Genomic DNA, 22,751 nt, shown 5'->3' with positions numbered 1-22,751 from the left:
CGATCATGGAAGCACCTGTGGAGCCTCGGGCGCGCCGCCTGTTCGGCGGCAGCGCACGGGCCCTCGGCGACCTCGCGGCCAGCCCGTTCCGGGCCGACCGCGACCGGATCGTGGGCTCGCCGTTCTTCGCCCGGCTGGGCGGGGTCACGCAGGTGATCAGTCCGGTGGGCTCCGGCCTGCTGGTGCACAACCGGCTCACCCACAGTCTCAAGGTCGCGCAGGTGGCCCGGGCGATCGCCGAGCGGCTCCTCGCCGACGAGCAGCGGCGCGACCTGCTCGACAAGCTGGGCGGCTGCGACCCGGACGTGGTGGAGGCGGCGGCGCTCGCCCACGACCTCGGTCACCCGCCCTTCGGGCACCTGGGGGAGCGGGTGCTGGACCGGCTGGCCCGGGAACGGCTCGGCCTCCCCGACGGTTTCGAGGGCAACGCGCAGTCGTACCGGATCGTCACGAGCACCGAGATCCGCGGTGCGGCGACCACGGGCCTGGACCTGACGGCCGCCGTACGCGCCGCGATGCTCAAGTACCCCTGGACGCGGCTGGACCACCCCGACCCGCACCCCCGGTTCATGGACCCGCCGCCGCGGGGGGCCACCCCGCCGCCCGACGACCCGGAGAGCGGCTCGTCGAAGTTCGGCGCGTACCGGACCGAGATCGACGACCTGCGGCAGGCCCGGGAGCCCTTCGCGGGGCGGATCCCGGACTGGCAGCAGACCGTGGAGGCGTCCGTGATGGACACCGCCGACGACATCGCGTACGCCATCCACGACGTGGAGGACTTCTACCGCGTCGGTGTGCTTCAGCAGGGCGCGGTGGCCGCCGAGCTGATGGCGTGGCAGCGGGAGGGCGGGCACTTCCGGGCGATCACCGACGGCGCCCTGGCCGCCTCGGCCCGCCGCCCCGGCGCGGCGATCGAGCGGCTGCGCCGGCAGCTGCACCGCAAGGACGCCTGGATCGCCGACGACGACGCGTTCGCCGCCGCGGTCGAGCACGTCCGGGAGGAACTGGTGGACGGCCTGCTGGCCCTGCCGTTCGACGGCTCGATCGAGGCCGAGCAGTACGTCGCCCGCTTCTCCGCCCGGTGGTCCACGCGCTTCGTCGAGGCGGTCGACGTGACCGAGCAGCCGGCGGTGCGCTCCGGCCACGTGCTCCTCGCCCCGGCGCAGTGGCACGAGGTGCAGGTGCTCAAGTTCGTGCACCACCGGTTCGTGCTGGCCCGGCCCGACCTGGCGTTGCACCAGCGTGGGCAGGCGCGGCTGCTGGGCACCCTGGTGCAGGCGCTGTGGGAGTGGCTGGTCGACCCCGAGGAGGAGTCGCGCCTGCCACGTCGCCTGCACGACCTCGTCGAGCTGGCCGAGGCGGAGCTGCACCCGCGGACCCCGGACCGGATCGGGCGCGCCCGGGGCCGGGCCATCATCGACTTCGTGGCGCAGTTGACCGACAACCAGGCGGTGGCGATGCAGGACGCGCTCTCCGGCCGCTCCGGCGCGCTCTGGACCGACGCGTTCGTCCTCTGACCGGCACGCGCGTCGCCCGGGCCGGGCGGCCGACCGCACGAGGGCGGCACCAGGGGGCGCTCAGGCGACGGACTGCCACCAGCCGTCGACCGGCGGCGGGTCGTCCACCACCACGCGCTCACCCGGCCGGGGTACGGCGATGCGCACGTCCCGGGCCTTGGCCTCGGCCCACAGCCGGTCCACCGGCTCGGCCCAGTCGTGCAGGGCGAGGTTGAAGGTGGCCCAGTGCACCGGGATGAACAGCCCGCCCCGCAGGTCGAGGTGCGCGGTGACGGCCTCCTCCGGGTACATGTGGATGCTCGGCCACGCCCGGTCGTACGCGCCGATCTGCATGAGCGTCACGTCGAAGGGGCCGTGCTCGGCGCCGATGGCGGAGTAGCCGGCGAAGTAGCCCGAGTCGCCGGTGTAGAAGACCCGGCGGTGCGCGCCGGCGATCACCCAGGAACTCCAGAGCGTGCCGTCGCGGCGCAGCCCCCGCCCCGAGAAGTGCTGGGCGGCGGTGGCGGTGAGCGTGAGGCCGCCCACCCGGTGGCTCTCCGACCAGTCCAGCTCGACGATCCGCTCCGGCGGCACCCCCCACCGGTCCAGGTGCGCCCCGACGCCGAGCGGCACCACGAACGGGGCGCTCTGGTGGGCCAGCAGCCCGCGTACGGTCGGCAGGTCGAGGTGGTCGTAGTGGTCGTGGGAGATCAGGATCGCGTCCAGCGCGGGCAGCTCGTCGAGGCGGACGGGCGGCTCGTGCAGCCGGCGCGGGCCCACCAGCGCCGACGGCGAGCAGCGGTCGCTCCAGACCGGGTCGAGCAGCACCCGGTGGCCCTCGATCTCGATCAGCGCGGAGGCGTGGCCGTACCAGATCACGTTGAGTTCGCGGCTCGCGTCGGCGGCCGGCGCGGCGGCCGGCCGCAGCAGCGGCACCGGCGCGCCCGGGCGGCGCTTCTGCTTGCCGAAGAGCAGTTCCCAGAGGAGGTTGCGCCCCGGCTCGGCGAGCGTGGACCGGGCGCCGGTCGGGTTGTGGAAGGTGCCGTCGCGGAACTGCGGGGATCGTGCCGCCCGCTCTGCCCGTGCGCCGGTCAGCCGGCCGCCCAGCGCCAGCGGCACGTCGCGGGCGATCCAGGCCAGGCCCGCCAGCGCGGCAACGCCGGCCAGGCCGCCCAGCCGCCGGCCGAGGGCGCGGTCGGGTTCCGGTCGTTCCGCTGGTGCACGCATGCTCGTCCCTCCGGCTCTCCCGTACTACACGGTAGTCACCGAGCGCCGCCGCGCTCCGGGGAACCCCGGGGCACGGCGGCGCGACGGGGGGATCAGCCGCCGTTGCTCGGCCGGCGAGGGCTCGGCCGGTGCCGCCGCCCCGTGCCGGTGAGCCGGGCCGTCGCGTTCATCATGACCCGGCCGAGGCGGGCCCGGGCCTGCACCGCCGGGTGGGTGGAGCCGAAGTTGTCCGCGTCCGCCTGGCCGTCGGCGAAGATCGCGTACGTCAGCACGGCGGCGCCGGCCGCGTCGAAGATCACACCGGCCTCGTGTCGGGCCGAGCCGAACCAGCCCGCCTTGGTGGCGACCCGCGCCCGTTCCTCCGAGGACATGGTGCGCCGGATGCCGTCGGTGAACGCGATGGGGGAGCGCAGCAGGTTGAGCAGGAACGCCGTGGACGCCGGCGAGAGCAGGGTGCCGGCCACCAGCGCCCGCAGCAGCTCGTGGGTCTCCCGGGGGGTGCTCGTGCCGAGGAAGAAGCGGTTGGGGTTGGCGACCGGCTCCACCTGCGTGTTCGGGAAGCCCTTGGCCACGAGGATGCTGTTCAGCTCGGCGGCCGGGCAGACGAGGCCGCAGAGGCGTACGGCGGTGTCGTCGGAGACGGTCAGCAGCGCGGCGAGGGCGTGGCCGAGCGTCACCGAACTGGGGTAGGCGTTGTCGAGGCTGAAGATCCCGTCCCCGCCGGGCACCACGATGGCGGCGGTCACGTCGACGCGCTGGTCGAGCGTGAGCAGGCCCCGGTCGACCTTGTCGAGCACCGCCGTGGCCACCGCGATCTTGTTGACGCTGTACGCCTCGAGCCGCTGGTCGGGGTCGTCGGCGACGGCCACCACGGGGGCGCCGGCCGCGTCGGCCACGCTGATGTAGGCCTGCCAGTTGCCGCCCGCGCGGGTCGTCTCCCGCTCGTACGCCTCCGCCACCCGGGCGGCGACCCGGCCCGGGGTCGCGGCGGCCTCGGCGGTGAGGCCCGGGTCGGCGTCGGCGTCCGCGGCGGACGCCGGGGCGGCGGCGCCCAGCACGGTGCCGGCGGTGGCGATCGTGCCGAGCCCGAGCGCGGTCCTGCGGTTCACCCTGATCGTCAATTGTCTCTCCCGTCGTGGCGCACCGGAATGATCTCCGGCCCACCACACTAGGCGAACCGATCGACGGGCGTGATCCCGCTGACGCCTCACCGCACCCGTCTCAGGAGGCGCGTGCCGGCCGACGCGGGCAGCGCCGCGGCGGTGCGCAGCAGGTGCCCGACGTCCGGCAGCCAGCCGCCGCGCACCGCCTCGCTGGCCGGGTCGGCGGCGAAGAGGACCCCGTCGTGCGCGGGCGCCGGTTCGTCGGCCAGCCCGAGCCGCCGCATGAGCGGGCCGACGAGGACGTCGTACAGGCCGGGGAGCACGGTGAAGCCGACTCGCATCAGCGGGTTCAGCCGCCCCACCGACACCTCGCGGCGGGGCCGCGCGAGGCAGTCGACCACGGCCCGGGCGACCCGCTCCGGTGTCGCGACCGGCGGCGGTGGCCGTCCGACGAGTCCCAGGTGGTTGGCCGCCCGCTGGTAGATGGGTGTGTCCACGCTGCCGGGGCTGACCAGGCAGACGTGGACGTCCGGCAGGTCCCGCAGCTCCTGCTGGAGGGTGCGCACGAGCCCGGTCAGCCCCCACTTCGCGGCCACGTACCCGCTCAGGTACGGCGCCGTGATGTGGCCCAGCACGGACCCGGTGAGGACGAGGGTGCCCGAGCCGGTGGACCGGAAGTGCCGCAGCGCCACCCGGGCCGCCTCGGCGGCGGCCAGCAGGTCGGTGCGCACGACCTGGTCGAAGATCCGCCCGGGCACCTCGTCGAAGCGCCCGTACGCGGTGACGGCGGCCGTGTGCACCCAGGCGTCGATCCGGCCGAACCGCGCGACGGCCGCGTCGGCGAGCGCCGCCAGCGCCCCGGGAGCGGTCACGTCGGTCGGTACGACGAGCACCTCGGCGCCCTCGGCGGCGCACTCCGCGCGTACGTCGTTGAGGGTCTGCGGCGCGCGGGCGGCGAGCACCAGCCGGTCGCCGCGCCGGGCGAACTCCCGGGCGGCCACCCGACCGATCCCGCTGGTGGCGCCGACGACCACCACGACCCGGCTCACGGTTCGAGCACGACCTTCACGCAGCCGTCCCGCTTCTGCTGGAACATCTCGTACGCCTCCGGCGCCCGCTGCAACGGCAGCCGGTGCGTGCGGAGGTCCTCCACGCCCAGCGGGTCGTCGTCGCGGCTCAGCAGCGGCATGATCTCGTCGACCCAGCGACGCACGTGGCACTGGCCCATGCGCAGCTGCACGCCCCGGTCGAACATCTCCATGAGCGGCAGGGGGTCCAGCTCGCCGCCGTACACGCCGGAGAGCGAGACGGTGCCGCCGCGGCGGACGGACTTCAGGGCGGCGTGCAGCACGCTGAGCCGGTCCACGCCGACCCGGTCGGTCATCGCCTGGGCGAGCCGGTCGGGGAGCAGACCGGCGGCGGCCTGGGCGAGCTTGCCGGCGGGGGAGCCGTGCGCCTCCATGCCGACCGCGTCGATCACCGCGTCCGGGCCGCGGCCGTCCACCATGTCGACGAGCGTGCCCGGCACGTCGTCGAGGTCCCGGACGTCGAGCACCTCCACGCCGTACCGGCGGGCCATCTCCAGCCGCTCGGGCACCAGGTCGAGGCCGATGACCCGGCCGGCGCCGAGGTGCAGCCCGACGCGGGCGCAGAACTGGCCGACCGGGCCGAGCCCGAACACGGCGAGGGTGCCGCCGGACGGGGTGTCGGCGTACTTCACGGCCTGCCAGGCGGTCGGGAGGATGTCGGAGAGGTAGAGCCAGCGCTCGTCGGGGCCGGTGTCGGGCACGGTGATCGGGCCGAACTGCGCGTGCGGTACCCGCAGGTACTCGGCCTGGCCGCCGGGCACGGAGCCGTAGAGGCAGGTGTAGCCGAACAGGGCGGCGCCCTTGCCCTCGGCGCGGACCTGGGTGGTCTCGCACTGGGCGTAGAGCTGCCGCTGGCACATCCAGCACGTGCCGCAGGCGATGTTGAACGGCACCACCACCCGGTCACCCGGCTTGAGCCGGGTCACCCCGGGCCCGACCTCCTCGACGACGCCCATCGGCTCGTGGCCGAGGATGTCGCCCGGCGCGAGGTACGGGCCGAGCACCTCGTACAGGTGCAGGTCGGAGCCGCAGACGGCGGTCGACGTGATGCGCACGACGGCGTCGGTCGGCTCCTCGATGCGCGGGTCGGGCACCTCCTCGACGCGTACGTCCCGCTTGCCCTGCCAGGTCACTGCCTTCATGTCCGTTCCCTCCGGGAGTCCGCCTCCGCACAGCTACCCGGGTGTGGGGAGTTGAACCGGAAATGGACCCAGCCCGAGGCCGGTGGTCCGCCCGGGTTCGGTAACGGCCGCGCTCCGGCGCCTGATCTCCTCCGCGTCGGCGTCGACCCCGCGGCCTTCGAGGCCTTCTACCGGCGGCACGTGGTGGCGGTGGGCCGGTTCGGGCGCGGCGGGTCCGGTCGGACATCGCGGCCGGCTCCCGCGCGGTCGGCGCCTCGCCGGCGCGTTCGGGCTCTTCGAGCTGCTCGCGCGGGAGCCGGGAGCGGTCGTCATCTCCGGCGACGGGGAAGACGATCGGGCCGCCGCACCCCCAGGGTGCGGCGGCCCGTCGTGCGTGCCGGCGTCAGGAGCCGGGCGTGTTGTCGGCCCGCTTCGTGGTGGCCTTCAGGTAGTCGCGGTTGAGGCGGCCGATGGTGTTCAGCGGGATGCCCTTCGGGCAGGCCACCGTGCACTCGCCGGCGTTGGTGCAGCCGCCGAAGCCGGCCTCGTCGTGCGCCTCCACCATGCCGATCACCCGGGTGTAGCGCTCCGGCTGGCCCTGCGGCAGCAGCGAGAGCTGGGTGACCTTCGCGGCGGTGAAGAGCATGCCGGAGCCGTTGGGGCAGGCGGCCACGCAGGCGCCGCAGCCGATGCAGGCCGCCGCCTCGAAGGCGGCGTCCGCGTTGGCCTTGGCGACCGGCACCGAGTGTGCCTCCGGGGCGCTGCCGGTCGGCGCCGTGATGTAGCCGCCGGCGGCGATGATCTTGTCGAAGGCGCTCCGGTTGACCACCAGGTCCTTGATGACCGGGAAGGCCTGCGCCCGCCACGGCTCGATGTCGATGGTGTCGCCGTCGGAGAACTGCCGCATGTGCAGCTGGCAGGTGGTGGTGCCGCGCTGGGGACCGTGCGCCACGCCGTTGATCATCATGCCGCACATGCCGCAGATGCCCTCGCGGCAGTCGTGGTCGAACGCCACCGGCTCCTCTCCGGCGAGGATGAGGCGCTCGTTGAGCACGTCGAGCATCTCCAGGAACGACATGTCCGGGGACACGTCGTCGACCTGGTAGGTCACCATCCGACCCTTGTCCTCGGGGCCGGACTGGCGCCAGATGCGCAGGGTCAGGTTCACTTGTAGCTCCGCTGCGTGGGGTGGACGTATTCGAACTTCAGGTCTTCCTTGTGCAGCACCGACGGCTTCCCGGTGCCGGTGAACTCCCAGGCCGCCACGTACGAGAAGTTCTCGTCGTCGCGCTGGGCCTCACCGTCCTCCGTCTGGTGCTCGGCCCGGAAGTGGCCGCCGCAGGACTCCTCGCGGTGCAGGGCGTCGATGCACATCAGCTCGGCCAGCTCGAAGAAGTCGGCTACCCGGCCGGCCTTCTCCAGCGACTGGTTGAGCCCGTCGCCGTCGCCGAGCACGCGGACGCGCTGCCAGAACTGGTCGCGCAGCGCGCGGATCTCGTCGATCGCCTTGCGCAGGCCGGCCTCGCTGCGCTCCATGCCGCAGTGGTCCCACATGATCTGGCCCAGCTCGCGGTGGAACGAGTCGACGGTGCGGTCACCGTTGACGGCGAGCAGCCGCTGGATGCGGTCCTCCACGTCACGGCGGGCCTCGACGGCCGCTGGGTGGCTCGCGTCGAGCTTCTCGAACGGGCCGGCGGCCAGGTAGTTGGCGATGGTGTTCGGCAGCACGAAGTAGCCGTCGGCCAGGCCCTGCATGAGCGCGGACGCGCCGAGCCGGTTGGCGCCGTGGTCGGAGAAGTTCGCCTCGCCGATCACGAACAGCCCGGGGATGGTCGACTGGAGGTCGTAGTCGACCCAGAGCCCGCCCATCGTGTAGTGCACCGCGGGGTAGATCCGCATCGGCACCTCGTACGGGTCCTCGCCGGTGATCCGCTCGTACATCTCGAAGAGGTTGCCGTACTTGGCCTCGATGGCCTTGCGGCCCAGCCGGGAGATGGCGTCGGCGAAGTCGAGGTAGACGCCGAGGCCGCCCGGGCCCACGCCCCGACCCTGGTCGCAGACGGCCTTCGCGGCGCGGGAGGCGATGTCGCGGGGCACCAGGTTGCCGAAGGAGGGGTAGATGCGCTCGAGGTAGTAGTCCCGCTCGTCCTCGGGGATGTCCCGCGGGGCGCGGTCGTCGCCCTTGGCCTTCGGCACCCACACCCGGCCGTCGTTGCGCAGCGACTCGCTCATCAGGGTCAGCTTCGACTGGTGGTCGCCGGAGACCGGGATGCAGGTCGGGTGGATCTGGGTGAAGCAGGGGTTGGCGAAGTACGCGCCCTTGCGGTGCGCCCGCCAGGTGGCGGTGACGTTGCAGCCCTTGGCGTTGGTGGAGAGGTAGAAGACGTTGCCGTAGCCGCCGGAGGCGAGCACCACCGCGTCGGCGAACTCGGTCGTGATCTCACCGGTGACCAGGTCGCGGACCACGATGCCGCGGGCCCGCCCGTCGACGACGATGAGCTCCAGCATCTCGTGGCGGGCGTTCATCTCCACGTTGCCCAGGCCGACCTGCCGCTCGAGGGCCTGGTACGCGCCGAGCAGCAGCTGCTGACCCGTCTGGCCCCGCGCGTAGAAGGTGCGCTGCACCTGCGCGCCGCCGAAGGAGCGGGTGTCGAGCAGGCCGCCGTACTCGCGGGCGAACGGCACGCCCTGGGCCACGCACTGGTCGATGATGTTGACGGACACCTCGGCGAGCCGGTGCACGTTCGATTCCCGGGAGCGGAAGTCGCCGCCCTTGACGGTGTCGTAGAAGAGCCGGTGCACCGAGTCGCCGTCGTTGCGGTAGTTCTTGGCGGCGTTGATGCCGCCCTGGGCGGCGATCGAGTGCGCCCGGCGTGGGCTGTCCTGGTAGCAGTAGGACTTGACCTTGTAGCCCTGCTCGGCGAGCGTGGCGGCGGCCGAGCCGCCGGCCAGGCCGGTGCCGACCACGATCACGGTCATCTTCCGGCGGTTGGCCGGGTTGACGAGCTTGGCCTCGAAGCGGCGACGTTCCCAGCGGGTCTCGATCGGGCCGTCGGGAGCCTTGGTGTCGGCGATCGGGTCGCCCTCGATGTAGAGATCCATGTCAGGACACCAATCCGGTGAGTACGGCGAACGGGACCACCAGGAAGCCGGCGCTGAGCGCGACGGCGAAGACCAGCGCGGCGGCCCGTGCCCGGGCCTCGCCGCGCGGGGTCTGCTGGCCGAGGCTGCGGAACGCGCTGAACGCGCCGTGCCGCAGGTGGAACCCGAGGGCGACGATCGCCAGCGTGTAGAAGAGCGTGACGTACCAGCGCTCCGGCGCGAAGTCGGCGACGACGTTGCTGTACGGCTTGCTGGGGTCGCCGACCGGGTTCAGGTGACCGGTGGTCAGGTCCAGGAGGTGGTAGATCACGAAGAGCAGGATGATGACCCCGCCCCAGCGCATCGTGCGGGCCGCGTAGCTGCCCTGGACCTTCGGGCGGTGCGCGTACCGGACGGGGCGGGCGGCGCGCGAGCGGCGCGCGAGCACGGTGGCGGCGGCGATGTGCGCCAGGACGGCGACCGTCAGCACGCCGCGCTGGATCCAGAGGAACCAGACGCCCGGCAGCACCGGCTTGCCGATGTCCCGCAACCAGTGCGCGTAGTGGTCGAACGAGGTCGCCCCCGTGAAGACCTTGAGGTTGCCGAGCATGTGCGCGATGAGGAACAGCACCAGGATGATGCCCGTCACCGCCATGACGGCCTTGAGGCCGACGTTGGAGCGGATGGGCGACCGTGTTCTCGTCGTGACTACCACAGGGCCGACGCTAGGAGCAGATTGATCAGTCGTCCAATGCATCGACCTCGCAGCCTTGATAGCCGTAAGCTATGAGGATGCAGCTGCATCAGCTGAGGTACTTCGTGGCGGTCGCAGAAGTACGACATTTCACCCAAGCCGCCGACATCGTCGGCATAACCCAGCCCTCGCTGAGTAAGCAAATTCACGCTCTGGAGGCCGACCTCGGCGCCCCGCTCTTCGAACGGGTAAGGGGCAACATCGCCCTCACGGCCGCCGGCGAGGTGCTGCTGCCGTTGGCCAAGCGGATCCTCGCCGACGTCGACACGGCCACCCGCGAGGTGCAGGAGCTGGTCGGCCTGCGCCGCGGGCGGGTCCGCCTGGGCGCCACCCCGAGCCTCGCCACCTCCCTCGCCCCGCCGGTGCTGCGCCGGTTCCGCGACGCCCATCCCGCCGTCGACCTGCGGGTGGAGGAGGGCGGCTCGCAGGACCTGGTGCGCGACCTGCTCCGGGGCGACCTGGACCTGGCGCTGATCATCATGCCGGCGCAGGGGCCCGACCCCGGGCTGCGCGCCGACCCGATCCTGCGGGAGAGCCTCGTGGTCGCCTCGCTGGAGGAGCTACCGGCCACCACCCCCGGCGGGGAACTGCGCATCACCGACCTGCGGGACCGGCCCATGGTGATGTTCCGGGAGGGCTACGACCTGCGCGACGCGACGATCCAGGCCTGCCGCGCCGCGGGCTTCGAGCCGACGTTCGCCGTCGACGGCGGCGAGATGGACGCCGTGCTGAGCTTCGTCGAGGCCGGGCTGGGCGTCGCGCTGGTGCCCGGCATCGTGGTCGCGCGCCGCCCGCGCGTCCGCGTCACCCGGCTGGCCCCGCCCGGCGTGACCCGGACCATCGCGGTCGCCCGGCGCAGGGACGTCGTGCCCACCAACGCCGGCCGGGAGCTGCGCCGGATCCTCCTGGAGTACGTGCGCGACGCCACCGCCGACGGCGAGCTGCCGCCCGGCGTCGAACCACTCTGACCGGTCAGCGACCCTCGGCCTCGTCCATCGCCCGGTAGATGCGCTGCTCCGACACGGGGTACGGGGTGCCGAGCGCCTGGGCGAACACGTTCACCCGCAGCTCCTCGATCATCCAGCGGATCTGCCGGGCCGTCGCCGACCGCCGCCGCGCCGGTGGCAGCGCCGCGAGCATCTCCTGGTACTCCTTCTGCACCACGGCGATGCGGTCCTGCTGCTGCTTGTCGCGCTGCGGGTTGCCGGGCAGCCGGTCCAGGCGCCGCTCGATCGCGGTGAGGTAGCGCAGCAGGTCCGGCAGGCGGGCGTACCCGGCCTCGGTGACGAACCCGGCGTGCACGAGGCCGGTGAGCTGGTTGCGGATGTCGGCCAGGGCCGCCACCACGGCCAGGTTCTTCGTGGCACCGAGCCGCTGCTCCACCGCGTACGCCGCGGCGAGCACCCGGCGTACCCGCTCCATCACCTCGACCACGGTGTCGACCAGGTCGGCGCGGACCCGCTCCCGCAGGGCGGCGAAACCGTCGGCGTCCCAGGCCGGGCCGCCCGCGTCGGCGATCAGCTTGTCGATGGCCGCGCCGGTCGCGTCCTCGATGAGCGCCTGCACCCCGCCGTGCGGGTTGCGCGACAGCGCCAGCTTCGCCTCGTTCGACAGCCGCCCCTGCAGGAACGTCGCCGGGGACGGGACCGTGAGCCGCAGCAGCCGCCGCGTGCCCGCCCAGTGGGCCGCCTCCGCCTCCTCCGCCGAGTCGAAGACCCGTACGCCGACCGTGGCGCCCTCGTCGACCAGCGCCGGGTACGCGGTCACCGCGTACCCCGCGCGGACCTGCTCGATGGTCCGGGGGAGCGTGCCGAAGCTCCACTCGCGCAGCCCGGTGCGGGCCACGTCCGGCGCGGCGGCCGCCACCACCTGGCGTACCTCCGCCTTGAGCTGCCGTTGCAGCGCCGGCAGGTCCTTGCCCTCGGCGACCGGCCGGTCGTCCTCCCCGAGCACCCGGAACGTCACCCGCAGGTGCGCCGGGAGCTTCGTGAGGTCCCAGGCGTCGCGCGGCACGGTGACCCCGGTCATCCGGCGCAGTTGCCGGGTCAGCGCGTCCAGCAGCGGCTCCTCGCCGGCCGGCATCGCGGCGAGCGCCGCCCGCGCGTAGTCGGGCACCGGCACGAAGTTGCGGCGCAGCGCCTTGGGCAGCGAGCGGATCAGCGCGATCACCAGTTCCTCGCGCAGCCCCGGCACCTGCCAGTCGAAGCTCTCCGCCGGCACCTGGTTGAGCAGCGGCAGCGGGATGTCCACCGTGACACCGTCGGTCGGGGTGCCCGGCTCGAACCGGTACGTGAGCGGCAGCGCCACGCCGTCGGCCCGCCACTCGTCCGGGTAGTCGGCCTCGTCGACCCCGCCCCGACCCGCGTTGACCAGCAGCTCCCGGGTGAAGGTGAGCAGGTCGGGTCGGTCGCGGCGGGCCTTCTTCCACCAGGCGTCGAAGTGGCGTCCGGAGACCACGTCGGCCGGGATGCGGGCGTCGTAGAAGTCGAAGATGGTCTGGTCGTCGACGAGGATGTCCCGGCGGCGGGCGCGGTTCTCCAGCTCCTCGATCTCGGCCAGCAGCCGCTGGTTGTCCCGCCAGAACTGGTGGTGGGTCTGCCAGTCGCCCTCGACCAGCGCGTGCCGGATGAACAGCTCGCGGCTCAACGCCGGGTCGATGCGCCCGAAGTTCACCTTGCGCGAGGTGACCAGCGGGATGCCGTAGAGCGTGACCTTCTCGTACGCCATCACGGCCGCCTGCTTCTTCTCCCAGTGCGGCTCGCTGTAGCTGCGCTTGACGAGGTGCTGGGCGAGCGGCTCGACCCACTCCGGCTCGACCCGGCCGGCGATCCGGCCCCACAGCCGGGAGGTCTCCACCAGCTCGGCGGCCATCACCCAGCGGGGCGGCTTGCGGAACAGCGCCGAGCCGGGGAAGAGCGCGAACTTCGCGCCGCGAGCACCCAGGTACTCGTTCTTCTGCGGGTCCTTGAGCCCCACGTGGGAGAGCAGGCCGGCCAGCAGCGACTGGTGCACCCGCGCGGTGTCGATCTCCTCCGGCAGGTCCGCGCCGACCCCGCGCCGGCCGTCACCGCCGGGCCGGCCGTCACCGTCGGCGCCGCGCCGCCCCTCCGCGCGGCCCGGTCGCCCGCCGCCGGCCGGTTCGGGCGTACGCAGCACCTGGCGCAGCTGGCTCACGATGTCCTGCCACTCGCGCACCCGCAGGTAGTTGAGGTACTCGGCCTTGCACATGCGTCGGAAGGCGCTGGAGGACAGGGCCCGTTGCTGCTCGCGCAGGTAGCGCCACAGGTTGAGCAGCGCCACGAAGTCCGACTCGCGGTCGGTGAACCGGGCATGCGCCTGGTCGGCCTGGGCCTGCCGGTCGGCCGGCCGCTCCCGCGGATCCTGGATCGACAGCGCCGCGGCGATGACCATGACCTCGGTGGCGCAGCCGTTGCGCTCGCCCTCGACCACCATCCGGGCCAGCCGGGGGTCGACCGGAAGCTGCGCCAGCCGCCGCCCCAGCGAGGTGAGGCGCTTCGCCGGGTCGGTCTCGGTCGGGTCGAGGGCGCCCAGCTCGTGCAGCAGGTTGACGCCGTCGGTGATGTTCCGCCGGTCCGGCGGGTCGATGAACGGGAACGCCGCGATGTCGCCGAGCCCGATCGCGGTCATCTGGAGGATCACCGACGCGAGGTTCGTCCGCAGGATCTCCGGGTCGGTGAACTCCGGACGGGAGAGGAAGTCCTGCTCGTCGTAGAGGCGGATGCAGATGCCGTCGGAGGTGCGGCCACAGCGTCCCTTGCGCTGGTTGGCCGACGCCTGCGAGATCGGCTCGATCGGCAGCCGCTGCACCTTCAGCCGGTTGCTGTAGCGGGAGATGCGGGCGGTGCCCGCGTCCACCACGTACTTGATGCCGGGAACGGTCAGCGACGTCTCCGCCACGTTGGTCGCCAGCACGACCCGCCGCCCGCGGTGCGGGGCGAACACCCGGTGCTGTTCGGCGGTGGAGAGGCGGGCGTACAGCGGCAGGATCTCGGTGCCACGCAGCGCCGGCTTCTTCTCCACCAGCCGGCCCAGCGCCTCGGCGGTGTCGCGGATCTCCCGCTCGCCGCTGAGGAAGACCAGGATGTCGCCGGGGCCCTCGGCGGCCAGCTCCTCGACGGCGTCGCCGATCGCCTGGATCTGGTCGCGGACGTTCTCCTCGTCCCCGTCGTCCTCCTCCGACCCGGTGACCTCGACCAGCGGCCGGTAACGCACCTCCACCGGGTAGGTCCGGCCGGACACCTCGACCACCGGCGCGGGGTTGCCCTCGGCGTCGGCGAAGTGCCGGGCGAACCGGTCGGTCTCGATGGTCGCCGAGGTGATGATCACCTTGAGGTCGGGACGGCGGGGGAGGAGCTGCTTCAGGTAGCCGAGGATGAAGTCGATGTTGAGGCTGCGCTCGTGGGCCTCGTCGACGATCAGCGTGTCGTACTGGCGCAGCATCCGGTCGGTCTGCAGCTCGGCGAGCAGGATGCCGTCGGTCATCAGCTTCACGAGGCTGCGCTCGCTCACCTGGTCGGTGAAGCGGACCTTGTAGCCGACGACGTCGCCCAGCTCGGTGCCGAGCTCCTGGGCGATCCGGTCGGCCACCGTACGCGCGGCCAGCCGGCGGGGCTGGGTGTGCCCGATGAGCCCGTGCACGCCGCGGCCCAGCTCCAGGCAGATCTTCGGCAGCTGGGTGGTCTTGCCGGAGCCGGTCTCCCCGGCCACGATGACCACCTGGTGGTCGCGGATGGCGGCGGCGAGGTCGTCCTTGCGTTCGCTCACCGGCAGGCCGGCCGGATAGGTGATCTCCGGCACCGCGGCCCGCCGTTGCGCCAGCCGCAGCTCGGCCCGGTCGACCTCGGCGGCGATCTCGGTGAGCGCCGCCGCCCGCCGCTCCGGGTCGCGCACCTTGCGGACGCCGTCCAGCCGCCGCTGGAGCCGGCGCTGATCGCGGAACATCAGGGAGGAGAGGCGGCGGTGCAGCTCCCGGACGGCGTCGGGCGCGGCAGGTGCGGCTGGATTCTGCATGTCGTGGCCAAGGATAGGCAGGCGCCGGCCGGAGCGCCCCCGGGTTACCGCCGCGGCCGATCGACTCACCGCGGCGCCCCGACCCGGCGCCCCGACGTCCCGGGACGTCGCGCGGGCGGCCCCGGCTAGAGTGGCGGCCGACCGGGCCGACCACGGGAGAGCGGATGACCATGCGGGACACCGACCGGGCGCTCGTGCAGGCCGCGACGGCCGTCGCGAAGCTGCGCTGCCGCGGCGACAACCACACGGTCGCCGCCGCCGCCCGGACCGCCGACGGCCGGGTCTTCACCGGCGTGAACGTCTACCACTTCACCGGCGGGCCCTGCGCCGAACTGGTGGTCATCGGCGCCGCCGCCACCCAGGGCGCGGGCGAGCTGGAGACCATCGTGGCGGTGGGCGACCGGGGCCGCGGGGTGATCCCGCCGTGCGGGCGCTGCCGGCAGGTGCTGCGGGAGTACTTCCCCTCGATCCGGGTGATCGTCGGCCCCATGGACGCGTTGCGGGTCGTCGGGATCGACGACCTGCTCCCCGAGACGTACGTCTGGGCGGATCACCAGATCGAGCCCACGCCCGGGCCCGTGCCCACGCCCCGGCCCGCCGACTGACCTGCGCTGGCGATCCCGCCGTCGTCCGGGGCGGCTTCTGCCCTTCGGCCGCGGTGGTCCGGGGGCGGCTGTCGTCCGGGGGCGACTGCCGTCCGGGGGCCCTGCCGTCCGGGACGCCGTTGTCCGAGCCGCGCTGTCGGCCGGCGCGGTCCGGCCGGCCGGCTCCGCCGCGGCGCGGCGCAGGTCAGTCCTCGGGGCCGCCCACCGGCCCGTCGGGGCGCGCCCCCGGTAGCTGGTCGTCCGGCCGCGACGAGCGGCGCCGTCGCAGGCCGACGCCCGCGGCGACCGCGAGGCCGACCGCCCCGAGCGCGATCTTGAAGCCCACCGTGCCGAGGGCGAGGTGACCGAGGGCGCTCACGGCGGTCCCGGCCCACCATTCGGGGTCGAGGAAGCGGCCCCGGTCGGCGCGGTACTCCCAGTCGCGCGCCCACCAGCCGAGCGCCACCAGCGCCAGCGCCGCCGCCCCGGCCAGCAGCGCGGCCGCGGCGTACCGCCCGCCGTTCGTGTGCCCACCCATGACCGGGACGATAACGGTGCCCCGCACCCCGCCGGTCAGTCGCCGGCCGCCGCCTCCAGCATCGACCGCGGAACCGGCACGCCCTCGTAGCGGACGTTCCCCTCGGGCACCATCCAGCTCACCACGTGTACCTCGAGCTGGCCGGCACGCACGGCGGGATCGTTGTGATAAAGCTCGCGGGCCATGTCGCGGTGCACGGAGAGCACGACGAGACCGCGCAGCCGGGCGTCGTCGGTGTCCACGAACGGCCCCGCGGCGAGGACCAGACCCTGCTCGACCAGCCCCGCCTGGTGGGCGAGGTGCGCGTCCCGCAGCCGGTCGGCCGCGTCCCGGGGCAGCTCCGGGGCGTTCGACGGCCGGGCCAGGAGGACGACCGTGTGCTGGTCGAATCGCATGCCCCCACCCTAGGGTCGCGGGTCGCCGCCGGTACGGCGTTCGCGACCGCGACGAGGAGGGCCGGGTCGATGGACGGCCGCCGCGCAGGTCCGCCCCGGCGGGTCGGATAAGGTAAGGCGAACCTAAGCGCGTACCCGGGGAAGATTCGTGACCACCCTCGTCAGCCGGCCGGCCCTCGCCGGTCCCCGCACCAGCGCCCGCGGTGGCCGCCGGCTCGCGGTCACCCTCGCGGCAGCGCTGGTGCTGCTGCTCACCGTGCTGGCGAGCTTCGCCCTCGGCAGCCGGTCGCTCCCCGTCGACCAGGTGTGGCACGCGATCGTCGCCCCCGACGGCGGCGAGGCGAGCACGATCGTGCGGGAACTGCGACTGCCGCGTACCGCTCTGGGGCTCGCCGTCGGTGTGGCGCTCGCCGTGGCCGGCGTGCTCCTCCAGGCCCTCACCCGCAACCCGCTGGCCGAGCCGCGCATCCTCGGCATCAGCGCCGGCGCGTCGTTCGGCGTGGTGCTGGCCATCTCCGTCTTCGGCGTCGGCACGCTCGCCGGCTACGTCTGGTTCGGCATCGGCGGCGCCGTCCTCGCCGGGCTGCTGGTCTTCGCCGTGGCCGCCCGCGCCCGCGAGGGCGCGAGCCCCGTCACGCTCGCGCTGGTCGGCGCCGCGCTCGACGCCAGTCTCGCCTCCGTGGTGTACGCGCTGCTCAGCATCGACGCCCGTACCTTCGAGGAGTACCGCTTCTGGGTGGTCGGCGGGCTCACCGGGCGCGACGTGTCGGTGGCCGTGCAGGTGCTGCCGTTCGTGCTCGGCGGCCTCGTGCTGGCCGCCCTGGTCGCCCGGGGCCTCGACGCGCTCGCGCTCGGCGACGACGTGGCGCGCGGCCTCGGCCACCGGATCGGGCTGGTCCGTCTCGGCGGCGGGGCGGCCGCGGTGCTGCTCACCGGGGCGGCCGTGGCCGCCGCCGGCCCCATCGCCTTCGTCGGACTCGCGGTGCCGCACCTGGCCCGGGCCCTCGTCGGCGCCGACCACCGGTGGACGCTCGCCGTGTCGGCGCTGCTCGGCCCGGCGCTGCTGCTCGGCGCCGACATCGTCGGCCGGCTGGTCGATCCGCCCGGCGAGATACCGGCCGGCATCATCACCGCGCTGATCGGCGCGCCCCTGCTCGCCGTCCTGGTGCGCCGCGCGAAGGTGGTGACCGCGTGAGCGCCCCCGACACGGTCACCGGGCCGGCCGCCGCGTCGGGCGTCGCCGCCCGCCTGCCGGGCCGTACGCTGCTGCGCATCGGCGGAGCGAGCGTGCAGGTCCGCCGCCGCTCGGTGCTGGTCGCCGCCGTACTCGTCGTGCTGCTGGCGGTCGCCGGCGTGCTCAGCCTCTCCCTCGGCACCCCGTACGTCGCCCCGGCCGACGTGCTGCACGCGCTCTCCGGCGCCGGCACCCCGTACGACCTGGTCGTCTTCGACCTGCGGATGCCGCGGCTGGTGCTCGCGGCGGTGGCCGGCGCGGCGTTCGGCGTGGCCGGCACGCTCATCCAGAGCGTGGCGCGCAACCCCCTCGCGAGCCCGGACGTCATCGGCATCACCCAGGGCGCGGGACTCGCCGCGACCGTGGCGCTCACCGGTGGCGCGGCCGCCGTGCTGGTGGGCCCGGCGGCACTGGCCGGCGGGCTGCTCGCCGCGGCCGTCGTGCTCGCCCTCGGCGCCCGGCACGGGCTGGCCGCTCAGCGATTCGTGCTGGCCGGCGTGGCGGTGGCGTTCGCGTTCCGCGCGCTCACCGAGATCGTGATGCTCACCGCCGACCCGATCGACGGCCTGCGCGCGCAGATCTGGCTGATCGGCACCCTGGCCGGCAAGGGCTGGGGCGAGACGGCCTGGATCGCCGGGACGCTGCTCGTGCTCCTGCCGGTGCTGGCCTGGGCGGGGTGGGCGCTGAACAGCAGCGCGCTCGACGACGACACCGCGCGGGGCATCGGCCTGCGCCCGGTGGCGCGCCGGATCGGGCTCGCCGGCACCGGCGTGCTCGTCGCCGCGATGGTCACTGCCCAGGTCGGCGCGGTCGACTTCGTGGCGCTCGTGGCGCCGCAGGTGGCCCGCCGGCTGGTCCGGGCCGAACGGCCGCCGATGGTCTGCGCCGCGCTGCTCGGCGCCCTGCTGCTGGTGCTGGCCGATCTCGCCGGGCGGCGGCTGTTCGCGCCGACCCAACTGCCGGCCGGTGTGCTGACCGCGGCCATCGGCGGCCCGTACCTCATGTACCTGCTGTTGCGGGGCCGCCGGAGGTCGTCGTGACCACCCGTACCCGCCCCTGTTCGCCGACCACCCTTCGGGAGGCATGATGCTCTCCACCCGCGACCTGGTCGCCGGCTACGACGAGCGGACCGTGCTGGACGGGCTGGACCTGGAGCTGCCCGCCGACGCGTTCACCGTGATCGTCGGGCCGAACGCGTGCGGCAAGTCGACCCTGCTGCGCACGCTGGCCCGGCTCCTCGCCCCCCGCCGCGGCACGGTGCTGCTGGACGGCACGGCCATCCGGGAACTGCCCACGCGGGAGGTGGCCCGCCGACTCGCGGTGCTTCCGCAGAGCCCGCTGGTGCCCGAGGGCGTCACCGTGGCCGACCTGGTCGGGCGGGGACGCCAGCCGTACCAGCGCTGGTGGCGGCAGTGGTCGGAGCAGGACAGCGCCGCCGTGGAGCGCGCCATGACGCTGGCCGACGTCGCGGGGCTCGCCGACCGGCCGGTGGACACCCTCTCCGGCGGCCAGCGGCAGCGGGTGTGGATCGCCATGACCCTCGCCCAGGACACCGAGGCGCTGCTGCTGGACGAACCGACCACGTTCCTCGACCTGGCCCACCAGGTGGAGGTGCTGGACCTGCTGCACCGGCTGCGCGCCGAGCGGGGCCGCACGGTCGTCGCCGTGCTGCACGACCTCAACCAGGCCGCCCGGTACGCCGACCACCTGGTCGCGATGCGGGCCGGCGCCGTGGTGGCCGCCGGGCCGCCGCGCGAGATCCTGACCGCGGACCTGGTCCGCGAGGTGTTCGGGCTCGACTGCGTGGTCGTGCCCTGCCCGGTGACCGGCGCTCCGCTCGTGGTACCCGCCCTCACCAGCCCCACCCTGGCCGGTCCGTCCCGCGCGTCCGGCGGGTCTGCCGCCCCCGGCGGGTCTGCCGCGTCCGCCGCCTCCGGCGGTGGGCCCGGTGCCGCCGGCGCCGCGTCGGTCGGCGGTGGGTCCGCCGCCACGCCGGCCGCTGGTGCGTCGGTCGGGGGTCCGTCCGGCGCCGCCGTCGGCTCCGGCACCACGTCAACCGCCGGGTCCGCCGGCGCCACTCCGGCCGCGGGCGACACCGCGCTCGCCGGCTCGTACCCTTCGGAAGGAATCTGATGCGTCGTCGTCTCGTCGCGGTCCTCACCGCGGCCGTCGCCCTCGGCGTCGGGCTCACCGCCTGCGGTGAGAGCGACCCGGTCGCCGGCACCACCGGTGGGGACACCGTGGAGATCACCCACGCCATGGGCACCACCAAGGTGCCCGCCCACCCCCAGCGCGTCGTCGTGCTGGACACGGACAAGATCGACACCGCGCTGTCGCTCGGTGTCACCCCGGTCGGCGCCGCCGTGGCCGGCGAGGCCCGGAGCTGGCCGACGTACTTCGGCGAGGACAAGCTCGCCGGCATCAAGGAGGTCGGGGTGCTCACCGAGCCCGACCTGGAGGCGATCAACGCGCTGAAGCCCGACCTGATCCTGGGCAGCAAGTTCCGCCAGGAGAAGTTCTACGACGAGCTGTCCGCCATCGCGCCGACGGTCTTCACGGAGAAGGTCGGGATCACCTGGAAGGAGAACTTCCTCCTCGACGGCAAGGCGCTCGGCAAGGAGCAGGAGGCGAAGGACCTGCTCGCCGCGTACGAGGCTCGGGCCAAGGAGTTCGGCGCCAAGCTCGGCGACGCCGCCTCCCGCAAGGTGTCGATCGTCCGGTTCATGCCCGGCAACATCCGCGTCTACGGCCCGGAGTCCTTCTCCGGGATCGTCATCGGGGACACCGGGCTGGGCCGCCCCGAGCGCCAGATGCTCGCCAACAAGGACGACAAGCGCTTCGACCTGGTGAGCCCCGAGCGGGTCGACGAGGTCGACGGTGACGTCATCTTCGTGACGGCGTACGGCGAGAAGGCCGCCGCCGAGCAGGCCAAGGTGACGGCGGGCAGCCTCTGGAAGAACCTGTCGGCGGTGAAGGCGAACAAGGCGCACGTCGTGTCCGACGAGGTCTGGATGACCGGCATCGGCGTCGGCGCCGCCAACAAGATCCTCGACGACCTGGAGAAGTACCTGTCCGCGTAAGCCAGTGCCGCCGCGACGGCCGTGCCGCCGCGACGCGCGGGCCGCTCGGGTCGCGCGATGATCGCGCTGGATCCGTGACGTAGTGGCCTCCCGACGATCGGGAGGCCACTACTTCCGTGTTGGGGCGCGATCGTGGCGCCTCACGCCCGGCCACGCGGGCCGCGGGCGCGCAGGGCGGCCCGGACCTCCGCCACGAAGCCGGGAAAGTCGTCCCGGAGGCGTCGGGCGGTCAGGTGCAGGACGATCCAGTCCTCGCCGAGGAGCCGGTTGAGGCGCCGGCGGTCCCGGTGGAACTGCTCCGGGTCGTCGTGCCAGAGCCCGTCGTACTCGACGGCGACCTTGAACTCGGGCCACGCGAGGTCGAGGCGTGCCACGAACCTGCCGTCACGCTCGACCACGAACTGGGTGACCGGCCGGGGCAGCCCGGCGAGCACCAGCCGGACGCGGGTGCGCGACTCCTGCGGCGACTCCGCCCCGGCGTCGGCCAGGTCCACGGCGCGGAGCAGCGCACGCCAGCCCCGCCGCCCCGCCCGAGCCAGGGCGTACTCCCGCAGTGCCGTGACGTCGGTGAGTCGACGGGCGAGCAGGCCGTCGACGACGACCACCGCCTCCACGGGGTCGAGCCAGCGGGCGACGTCCCAGCACGTACGGGCCGGTGAGGTGACGAGGAGCCCGGCGCGGTCGACGACGTCCTCCGGGTCGAGCACACCGTGGTGCACGCGCAGCCCCGCCATCGGGCCCCTGCGGGAGCCTGGACGGGTGCTGTCGGGCCGCCCCGACGGGTGTTGGGGCGATCCGGGGCCGGTGACCGTGTCGATCGGCACGAGCACGTCGATCGGCTGATCCGGCGGTACGGTCCCCACCCCGTGGAGGGCCGCCGCGGACCGGCCGGCGATCGCCGTGCCGGGTGGGGTCAGCCAACGCCCGACCGCGAGGCACCTCGTCCGGTGCGTGACGGTGACCTGCGTGTCGGCGTAGACGTCGCGAAAGAGCGGCCGCCAGGCCGAGCTGCGCAGATCGTTGCGGCTCAGCAGCCCCCGGGATACGGCGGCGGAGCCGCGGAAGATCCGGCCGCGCAGCTGGGGTGGACGGCGAGGGGACTTCGGCATGCCGTACAGGCTGGCGGATGACCGGGCCGCCCCGCTGCCCCTGTGGACAACCCCTCAAGATCGCGCTGCAACACGAAAGTAGTGGCCTCCCGAGCTGCGGGAGGCCACTACTTTCCGCATCGAGCGTGATCTTGCAGGGTGCCGGCGCCCGCCGGCGGGCGGCTCCCGGCGGCGCCCGGCGGCCCGGTCGGGCCGGCTCGGTGTTCGTCAGGCGGCGGTGCTCCAGAGGGCGCGGAAGGCGGCCGCCTCGCCGGCGAGCCAGCGTTCGACCTGGTCGGCCTTGACGCCCTCGGGCATCCGGTGCGCCTGGCCGCGCCGGACGTCCACGAGGACCGGCTCGGCGTGCGGGAGCACCGCGTCCATGTGGCGGGCCATGAGGTGCAGGGTGGCGAGCACCGCCTCCTCGCTCGGCGGGGTCTCGTCGAAGTGCAGTCGGACCGCCTCGGCGCGCCCGTCGGCGTAGCGTACGCCGAAGTGGGGGTTGATCTTGACGGGCAGGTCGCCGAGCATCGCGAGGGCGTCGCGGGTCTGGGCCAGGTCGACCGAGGTCGGCTCGCCGAGGGAGCGCAGCCAGGCCGTCGCGCCGGGCACCAGCGCCTGGTAGAGCGGGCGCCAGCGGGGCTTGACCTGCTCGGCCACCTGGTCGAGGTGGGTGCCGCCGGTGTGGAAGGCGATGTCGGCCTTGAGCGCCTTCACGAACTGGCCGTGCGGGTTGAAGCCGGAACGGCTGGCCCGCTGCTTGCGGAGGCCGCCCACGAAGGTCGCCTTCGTGGGGCCGGTGCGGTCGACGTAGCGGGTGAAGCCGAGGAGGGTGGCGTAGGGCGTGAGGGGGGCGGAGGCGGGCGCGGTCACGGTCGTCCTCCCAGGTCAAGAGCGCGATTAGTACATACATTCTAATCGGCGGGTATGA

Annotated in this window: 18 protein-coding genes and 1 pseudogene; 7 read left to right on the top strand and 12 right to left on the bottom strand. The window is 73.9% G+C overall.

Going from position 1 to position 22,751, the window contains the following annotated elements:
- Positions 1 to 5: 5 nt before the first annotated feature.
- Positions 6 to 1,517, top strand: a complete 1,512-nt coding sequence (locus tag OG994_RS14360; RefSeq protein ID WP_328853527.1) for a deoxyguanosinetriphosphate triphosphohydrolase family protein — start codon at positions 6 to 8, stop codon at positions 1,515 to 1,517.
- A 60-nt stretch (positions 1,518 to 1,577) separates the two neighbouring features.
- On the opposite strand, the gene OG994_RS14355 is transcribed toward OG994_RS14360, so the two are convergent.
- The 7 genes from OG994_RS14355 to OG994_RS14325 form a co-directional block, all read right to left on the bottom strand.
- The gene (locus OG994_RS14355; protein ID WP_120328830.1) at positions 1,578 to 2,723 is read right to left on the bottom strand and encodes an MBL fold metallo-hydrolase; all 1,146 of its coding nucleotides are present in this window, start codon (positions 2,721 to 2,723) and stop codon (positions 1,578 to 1,580) included.
- Positions 2,724 to 2,815: 92 nt separating this feature from the next.
- Entirely contained in the window at positions 2,816 to 3,844 is a 1,029-nt protein-coding gene (locus OG994_RS14350; RefSeq protein WP_120328829.1) for a serine hydrolase, read from the bottom strand.
- An 86-nt stretch (positions 3,845 to 3,930) separates the two neighbouring features.
- A complete protein-coding gene (locus OG994_RS14345) occupies positions 3,931 to 4,875 on the bottom strand; it encodes an SDR family NAD(P)-dependent oxidoreductase (protein WP_328853526.1) in 945 nt (314 codons plus the stop codon).
- Positions 4,872 to 6,056: a zinc-dependent alcohol dehydrogenase gene (locus OG994_RS14340; RefSeq protein ID WP_328853525.1), complete on the bottom strand. Its 1,185-nt coding sequence runs from the start codon at positions 6,054 to 6,056 to the stop codon at positions 4,872 to 4,874. Before OG994_RS14340 ends, OG994_RS14345 begins: the two co-directional genes overlap by 4 nt.
- A 382-nt stretch (positions 6,057 to 6,438) precedes the next feature.
- Positions 6,439 to 7,203: a succinate dehydrogenase/fumarate reductase iron-sulfur subunit gene (locus tag OG994_RS14335; RefSeq protein WP_328853524.1), complete on the bottom strand. Its 765-nt coding sequence runs from the start codon at positions 7,201 to 7,203 to the stop codon at positions 6,439 to 6,441.
- Positions 7,200 to 9,137 (bottom strand): fumarate reductase/succinate dehydrogenase flavoprotein subunit, encoded by a 1,938-nt coding sequence (locus OG994_RS14330; protein ID WP_120328825.1) that lies wholly within the window; start codon positions 9,135 to 9,137, stop codon positions 7,200 to 7,202. The genes OG994_RS14335 and OG994_RS14330 overlap by 4 nt, the downstream gene beginning before the upstream one ends.
- 1 nt (position 9,138) lies before the next feature.
- Positions 9,139 to 9,831: a succinate dehydrogenase cytochrome b subunit gene (locus OG994_RS14325; protein WP_275670837.1), complete on the bottom strand. Its 693-nt coding sequence runs from the start codon at positions 9,829 to 9,831 to the stop codon at positions 9,139 to 9,141.
- A gap of 71 nt (positions 9,832 to 9,902) precedes the next feature.
- Here OG994_RS14325 and OG994_RS14320 point away from each other — a divergent pair, with 71 nt between their 5' ends.
- Complete coding sequence (locus tag OG994_RS14320; protein ID WP_120328823.1) at positions 9,903 to 10,838, top strand: LysR family transcriptional regulator; 936 nt, start codon at positions 9,903 to 9,905, stop codon at positions 10,836 to 10,838.
- Between the two features lie 4 nt (positions 10,839 to 10,842).
- Here the strand turns inward: OG994_RS14320 and hrpA are convergent, their stop codons facing one another.
- On the bottom strand, positions 10,843 to 14,901 hold the full coding sequence (hrpA, locus tag OG994_RS14315) for an ATP-dependent RNA helicase HrpA (RefSeq protein ID WP_328853523.1): 4,059 nt from the start codon (positions 14,899 to 14,901) through the stop codon (positions 10,843 to 10,845).
- Positions 14,902 to 15,065: 164 nt separating this feature from the next.
- Here hrpA and OG994_RS14310 point away from each other — a divergent pair, with 164 nt between their 5' ends.
- Positions 15,066 to 15,506, top strand: a complete 441-nt coding sequence (locus OG994_RS14310; protein WP_120328821.1) for a cytidine deaminase family protein — start codon at positions 15,066 to 15,068, stop codon at positions 15,504 to 15,506.
- 184 nt (positions 15,507 to 15,690) lie between these two features.
- On the opposite strand, the gene OG994_RS14305 is transcribed toward OG994_RS14310, so the two are convergent.
- Positions 15,691 to 16,023: a hypothetical protein gene (locus tag OG994_RS14305; RefSeq protein ID WP_328853522.1), complete on the bottom strand. Its 333-nt coding sequence runs from the start codon at positions 16,021 to 16,023 to the stop codon at positions 15,691 to 15,693.
- A 35-nt stretch (positions 16,024 to 16,058) separates the two neighbouring features.
- Positions 16,059 to 16,418, bottom strand: a complete 360-nt coding sequence (locus OG994_RS14300; protein WP_328853521.1) for a YciI family protein — start codon at positions 16,416 to 16,418, stop codon at positions 16,059 to 16,061.
- 148 nt (positions 16,419 to 16,566) lie between these two features.
- Here OG994_RS14300 and OG994_RS14295 point away from each other — a divergent pair, with 148 nt between their 5' ends.
- The 4 genes and pseudogenes from OG994_RS14295 to OG994_RS14280 all read left to right on the top strand — a co-directional run bounded on the left by OG994_RS14295 (position 16,567) and on the right by OG994_RS14280 (position 20,732).
- A complete protein-coding gene (locus tag OG994_RS14295) occupies positions 16,567 to 17,613 on the top strand; it encodes a FecCD family ABC transporter permease (protein ID WP_328853520.1) in 1,047 nt (348 codons plus the stop codon).
- Positions 17,610 to 18,692, top strand: coding sequence for a FecCD family ABC transporter permease (locus OG994_RS14290; protein ID WP_328853519.1), 1,083 nt, complete (start codon positions 17,610 to 17,612; stop codon positions 18,690 to 18,692). Before OG994_RS14295 ends, OG994_RS14290 begins: the two co-directional genes overlap by 4 nt.
- A gap of 46 nt (positions 18,693 to 18,738) precedes the next feature.
- Positions 18,739 to 19,614 (top strand): annotated as a pseudogene (locus OG994_RS14285) (ABC transporter ATP-binding protein); the annotation flags it as partial.
- A gap of 170 nt (positions 19,615 to 19,784) precedes the next feature.
- Complete coding sequence (locus OG994_RS14280) at positions 19,785 to 20,732, top strand: ABC transporter substrate-binding protein (protein WP_328853518.1); 948 nt, start codon at positions 19,785 to 19,787, stop codon at positions 20,730 to 20,732.
- A 140-nt stretch (positions 20,733 to 20,872) separates the two neighbouring features.
- Here OG994_RS14280 and OG994_RS14275 read toward each other — a convergent pair whose 3' ends face one another.
- Positions 20,873 to 21,841: a hypothetical protein gene (locus tag OG994_RS14275; protein WP_328853517.1), complete on the bottom strand. Its 969-nt coding sequence runs from the start codon at positions 21,839 to 21,841 to the stop codon at positions 20,873 to 20,875.
- Positions 21,842 to 22,048: 207 nt separating this feature from the next.
- Entirely contained in the window at positions 22,049 to 22,693 is a 645-nt protein-coding gene (locus OG994_RS14270; RefSeq protein ID WP_120328815.1) for a hypothetical protein, read from the bottom strand.
- Positions 22,694 to 22,751 lie beyond the last annotated feature (58 nt).

It is taken from the genome of Micromonospora globbae (assembly GCF_036184225.1).
Classification (GTDB): Bacteria; Actinomycetota; Actinomycetes; order Mycobacteriales; family Micromonosporaceae; genus Micromonospora; species Micromonospora globbae.
The sequence above is the reverse complement of the archived record's forward strand: the minus strand, read 5'-3'. Positions and strand labels throughout refer to the sequence as shown.